The 5529-nt window shown below is 35.7% G+C and carries 5 protein-coding genes; 3 read left to right on the plus strand and 2 right to left on the minus strand.

Annotation, left to right across the window (positions count from 1 at the left end; translation table 11 throughout):
- Positions 1 to 239: 239 nt before the first annotated feature.
- Together DF281_RS14105 and DF281_RS14110 are read right to left on the minus strand one after the other, a co-directional pair.
- Positions 240 to 1274 (minus strand): SH3 domain-containing protein, encoded by a 1035-nt coding sequence (locus tag DF281_RS14105; RefSeq protein ID WP_109350902.1) that lies wholly within the window; start codon positions 1272 to 1274, stop codon positions 240 to 242.
- A gap of 229 nt (positions 1275 to 1503) precedes the next feature.
- Positions 1504 to 3330, minus strand: coding sequence for a methyl-accepting chemotaxis protein (locus DF281_RS14110; protein WP_109350903.1), 1827 nt, complete (start codon positions 3328 to 3330; stop codon positions 1504 to 1506).
- A 128-nt stretch (positions 3331 to 3458) separates the two neighbouring features.
- Between DF281_RS14110 and DF281_RS14115 the strand changes: the two genes are divergently transcribed.
- The 3 genes from DF281_RS14115 (at position 3459) to DF281_RS14125 (ending at position 5377) form a co-directional block, all read left to right on the plus strand.
- Positions 3459 to 3680 carry a YozE family protein gene (locus DF281_RS14115; RefSeq protein WP_109350904.1) on the plus strand — a complete coding sequence of 74 codons (222 nt, stop codon included), beginning with the start codon at positions 3459 to 3461 and terminating at the stop codon, positions 3678 to 3680.
- A gap of 99 nt (positions 3681 to 3779) precedes the next feature.
- On the plus strand, positions 3780 to 4484 hold the full coding sequence (gene deoD / locus DF281_RS14120; RefSeq protein WP_109350905.1) for a purine-nucleoside phosphorylase: 705 nt from the start codon (positions 3780 to 3782) through the stop codon (positions 4482 to 4484).
- A 446-nt stretch (positions 4485 to 4930) separates the two neighbouring features.
- Positions 4931 to 5377 (plus strand): YfmQ family protein, encoded by a 447-nt coding sequence (locus DF281_RS14125; protein WP_109350906.1) that lies wholly within the window; start codon positions 4931 to 4933, stop codon positions 5375 to 5377.
- The last annotated feature ends 152 nt before the right edge of the window (positions 5378 to 5529 follow it).

The following is a 5529-nucleotide window of genomic DNA, read 5'->3' on the forward strand; positions in this document are numbered from 1 at the left end:
TGAAGCAATCCTTTCTTTCCACCTAAAGTGGAAAGAAATAGTGCGGCACTTGTCGGCGGAAAGCATTCGTTCTTTCTGAAAGTTACAACGTGAATTGTTTTAATACCCCAACATATATAATAGAACCGAAAAAGGGCCACACTATTCCTGAAAGTTATAACGTGAATTGTTTTAAGACCCCAACATATATAATAGAACCAAAAAAGAAGCCCTTTTGAAAGGACTTCTTTGATCGACAATTATTTTACTTTTGAAAGTTCGAAAGTTGTTTTTTTGCCTTTAGTCATTTTAACAATACCAGCACCTGGAGCTACATAGAATGTATAACCATTACCTGTTACTGTCGCAACTGATTTGAATGTACCAGCAGTTGTTTTCACTGTTTTGTTCGCGCCAGTTACTTTAAAAGTAGACTTGCCGTTTTTGTAAGTTTGGCCAACTTTGAATGAGTATGGTAGTACACGTACTGCATCTTTAGAGTTCGTTGCGTAGTATACGCCATCTTTTGCTTCTTTAATGTATAATTTTGAAGTTTTGTTTGCTACTTTTTTAGACCAAATTGCATAGCCAGAAGCAGTTTTCTTTTTAGAGTAAACTAAAGTGCCGTTATGACCTTCAGATTTGAAAGAAAAAGTTTTGCTGAAGTTTGGTTTATAGCTTGTTTTCTCATTTTCATTTACTGCAGGTTTAGAAGTCTCTGGTTTTGGCTTAGAAGTTCCAGGTTTTGCAGTTGGTTTTGAGATTTTTGTTACGAAATCTTTGTAAACATAGTTTTTCTTGCCATCGTTGTCGAATTCAACCCATCCGAATTGAGAAACATTGTTCATGTGGATTTTAGTGCCTTTTTTCAAAGTGCCTAATTTTTTGCTGCTAGTGCTAGCTTTAGCATAGAAATAAACATTTGATTTAATTTCAGCATTCGCTTTTTTAGATGATTTGATAGTGCTTACTACTTGATCCGTATTTGGTTTTGGTTTCGCAGTAGTAGGTTTTTTCGAAAGTTTTACATGATCTTTCGAAACATAGCTTAATTTGTTTTTGAATTTTACTTGGTACCAGTAAGTTGTTTCTTTGTAGATTGTAACTTTTGCACCTTTTTTCAATGTTCCAAGGTTTTTAGAGTTTGGTGTAGAAGCCGCGCGGACGATTACATCTTTACTAATCACACCTGACATTGTTTTTGTTGCAGCATTTGCAACAGTTGCTGGTACTGCATATGTAGCAGTCGCAGCTGTTAATAAACTTAAAGATAATACATACTTAGATAATTTCATTTAAATCACTCCTCGAACGACAATCGTATCACCAATTTTATGAAAAGAATAGAGGATTTTCGCTTAAATTACAAAAAAGGTATGAGAAAAGTCTTTTATTTTCAAGTAATAACGTTATATTATAGGTCGAAATGTTCTGATAATAACGAAAAAACGTTATTTTTGTGAATGATAGGTAAATTGACATAAAAAAACGAAACCGCATATACGCGCGATTTCGTTTTTGGAATTAAATTTTGAATTGTTGTACGAGGTCACGTAATGAATCTGCTTGTCGTGATAATTCCTCTGATGAAGCGTAAATTTCTTGGATCGAAGCCGAGCCTTCTTCAGCAGCCGCGGCAGATTGATCTGCTTGATGCGCTGTATGTTCAGCCATTGAATTCACTTCGATAAATGAATTCGTCACTTCTTGGCTCGTTTGCTCAGCGTGTGCAATACGTTCAACCATTTTTTCGATGGTGTCGATCGTAGTCGCAGTCTGTTTGGCAATTTCATCAAAGGTAGAGATTGCTGAATTGGTAATCTCTACACCTTGAATGACAGATTTCACACCTGCTTCATTTTGTTCGACGATTGTTGAAATTTCCTCTTGAATCGTATGGACGATTGTTGCAACTTCACGCGCGGCAATTTGCGATTGCTCCGCAAGTTTGCGTACTTCATCAGCAACGACTGCGAAGCCTTTACCATGCTCGCCAGCTCTAGCAGCTTCAATCGCCGCATTTAATGCAAGTAAGTTCGTTTGCTCTGCTATATTAGTGATCGTCCCAATAATAGAAGTGATTTCTTTTGAACTTTCGCCAAGACCACTAACAGTTTGGTTCGTATTGGCGATTGTTTCCTCAATCATCATCATCGATTGTGCGGATTGTTGAACTGACTGATGTCCGGCTTTCGCAGCTTCTTGCATTTTCGCAGAACCACTGCGAAGTAATTGTGCTTCTAAATTAAGTTGCGTCGTATTTTCTTCTAATTCAGACATTTTTTGAGAAGACATTTCCATTGAACGAATCGTTTGTTCACTACTTTCGGCAATTTCATTCGTAGAAGTGGCGATTTGTTGGATTGTTATGGCATTCTCTTGTGCAGATGCATTCAATTGCTGACTGCTCGCTGACACATTTTCAGTTAATGCACTTACTTTTCGAATTAATTGTGCAATCGATTCGATTAAAGTATTCGTGCTAGTCGCGATTTCGCCAAATTCATCTTTGTTTTTCACTTTTACGCGTTTTGTTAAGTCGCCACCTGCACTCGCAATATCTAAAATTGAGTGATTAATTTTCGCAGTATTTTTCTTGATTGTGCGGAATAGGGCAGTGCCAGAAATTAATACGAGTAAAATCGACATTAATGTAAGTGTTAAGAAAATAATCATTGAAACTTTTGTGCGATTCTCAAGTGATTGAATTTCTTTCTCATTCTTTTTCGCTAAGGTTTTATTCATCATATCAATATGAAGGTCTACGTATGACATCGCTTTAGTACCTGTTCCGACTAGTACGATTCGCTGTGCGGATTCAAGACCATTTTCTTGCCTTGCTTCAATAACTCTTTTAGAATAGGTCAAATAATTCGCATAAAATTGCTCGATTGAATTAATGCGGTCATATTCTTCACCTTTTTTAGGAAATGCATTATGTAGCTTTTTAATAGAAGAATCAATTTGCTCTTTTTGATCTTCATATTGACCTAAGTACACCTGACTTCCCGTAATTAAGTAACTTTGTTCGATATTTGACAAAGTCGCAATTTCTCCGGTTAAGTTGTTAACGTCTAGTTGGTTTTGTAAACTTTCACCTGTGAAATTTTTTAGTTCAACCTGAAGTCGTTCCATGTTATTGTAAGATACGACAAGCATTGCTGCTAAAATAATGACTAAAAATGAGAAGACAAGAATAACGCGACCTCTAATTAAATGAATAAATTTTTGATTAGGGTTTTTCGGTTCTTTCTTCTTATTGTCCTTATTTTTTGGTGGTCTCGGTTGCTTTAAGCGAGACTTTTTTGGTTTAAGCGGAGCTGAAGTTGTTTTTTCTACTGTTTGAACCATTTTGCCACCTACTTTTCGAATAAGTTGAAATAGTCTTTCTATTCTATATATTACGGAAAAAAGAGTAAAAAAGCCACAGTTTTTTATAAATTATGTAATTCTATTTAACTAGAAGGGAGTGTTTCATTATGAGACATAGTTTTTACCAACATGTACTAACATATCGTGGAGGAGGTAAAATGGATGCGCTTTCAGATTTTGCGGAAGCGATGTTCCTAGATCATACTTTTCCAAAGCAATCTGAAGATTTCGATGAACTGTCACGCTATATTGAAGAAGCGGCGCATGAGGAAATGACGGCGGTTCGTTTTGATGAATTATGGGTAGTCTATAGTGAGTTAGAAAAATAGATTTTTTGTTTGTCAGATGTCTGACATTACTGTACAATAGCATAGAATCAAGCATGGTGAGCTATGCTAAAAAATCATATGATCGAGAGGGATTAACTTATGAGTATCCATATTAACGCCGAGCAAGGCGAAATCGCAGAAATCGTCCTTTTACCAGGAGATCCACTACGCGCTAAATTTATCGCAGAAACATTTTTAGAAGATGTAAAACAATATAATGATGTTCGTAACATGTTAGGTTTCACAGGTACATACAAAGGTGTACGAGTTTCTGTACAAGGAACTGGTATGGGTGTACCATCAATTTCAATTTACGCAACTGAATTAATGAAAGATTACGGCTGTAAAAAATTAATCCGTGTTGGTACTGCTGGCGCTCTTAAACGTGACGTGAAAGTACGTGACGTTGTATTAGCTCAAGGTGCTACTACTGACTCTAAAATGAACGAAATCCAATTCGGCGGTTTAGACTTCGCTCCAATCGCAGATTTCGATCTTCTATTAAAAGCTTACAACGCTGGTAAAGAAGCAGGACTTAACTTACGTGTAGGTAATGTTTACACAGCTGATTTATTCTACGGTGAGAAAAATCCAAACGAAATGTTAGCAGACTACGGTGTGCTTGCAGTTGAGATGGAAGCAGCGGCTCTTTATACATTAGCAGCTAAATATGATGCACAAGCATTAGCAATCCTTACAATATCTGATCACCTAATCACTGGTGAGGTTACAACTTCAGAAGAACGCCAACTTACTTTCAAAGATATGATGGTAGTTGCGTTAGAAGCAGCAATCCAAGAGTAATAGGTATGTATGAAGAAGCCACGACATTTCATCGTGGCTTCTTTTTGCTTTTCGGCAGGAGTCATCGTTATTTCTTTAATATAGAGAGAAGTGAAAAAAGCAAAGACTTCCCAATTTCTATGCCACTTTAGAAGTGAACTTTGCTTCAGTATCTTTCTATTTGTGCATCTAGGGTAAATAAATCAATCTCGTTCACCCGAGCATTTGACGTTTTCTAGTTCTCGACCTCATGCAGCAGTTTCTTAGAGATTCCCTATAAATCCCTATTTTGTTAGCTCCTAAAAGTAAAATTCACGGTTTTGACATATACCTAGCGGTGTATTGTGCCTATATTGTGACCGTTAATAAAAGTTCATTGATTTTGAAAAAGCATGTGGTAGGATAAATGCATTGAGAAAATTATTTACACTATATTTATAGAACTTATATTTAGGAGATGTTTTTTTATGACATGGGCATTACTTATTACATTAATCTTAGGTACATTAGTAAAATTGGTTACTGCACCACCTAATATCGTAATTGTTTGGGTAACTGAACGATATGCAATGCATCAAAAATTGAAGTTAGAAGAAGCTACTATTACTTACAATAATGAAAAATTAACAGATCAAGAAAAAGCTGCATTTTTAGAATCTTATAATGAAGCAAGTTTCTTAGTACGTAATCATATTTTCAAAGGTAATGAAGACTTTTATCTAAATCCAGAAACAGATGTAATTCCATATGTAATTAATGTGAAAAAAGGAAAACATGATATCGTATATTATGTTTACCATGCAGAAGAAAAAGTAGAAGTTGTGAAACAACAAGGCAAAAAAGTTTTAGCTTATAGCCTGAATTCTAAAGCATTAGAAGAGCGCACTCTACCTAGACAAGTACAAGCAATTTAAATAATGATGAAATATTACGTGCAAATGTGGCTCTTTGTCAAATAACGTTGGTGAGAGTTTTCAATTGAATAAAAATCGATTGGTTTGAGCGAGATCACGTTTCATTTATGAAGCGTGGCTCGCTCTTTTTAAATGGAAATGTAAGTAGATTC

This window comes from Kurthia zopfii (assembly GCF_003143955.1).
In the GTDB taxonomy this organism is placed as follows: domain Bacteria; phylum Bacillota; class Bacilli; order Bacillales_A; family Planococcaceae; genus Kurthia; species Kurthia zopfii.

Bases quoted from the DNA above. Each gene is read 5' to 3' on its own strand.
- DF281_RS14105 (WP_109350902.1), bottom strand. From the start codon at position 1,274: ATGAAATTATCTAAGTATGTATTATCTTTAAGTTTATTAACAGCTGCG.
- DF281_RS14115 (WP_109350904.1), top strand. From the start codon at position 3,459: ATGAGACATAGTTTTTACCAACATGTACTAACATATCGTGGAGGAGGT.
- DF281_RS14125 (WP_109350906.1), top strand. From the start codon at position 4,931: ATGACATGGGCATTACTTATTACATTAATCTTAGGTACATTAGTAAAA.
- DF281_RS14110 (WP_109350903.1), bottom strand. From the start codon at position 3,330: ATGGTTCAAACAGTAGAAAAAACAACTTCAGCTCCGCTTAAACCAAAA.
- deoD (WP_109350905.1), top strand. From the start codon at position 3,780: ATGAGTATCCATATTAACGCCGAGCAAGGCGAAATCGCAGAAATCGTC.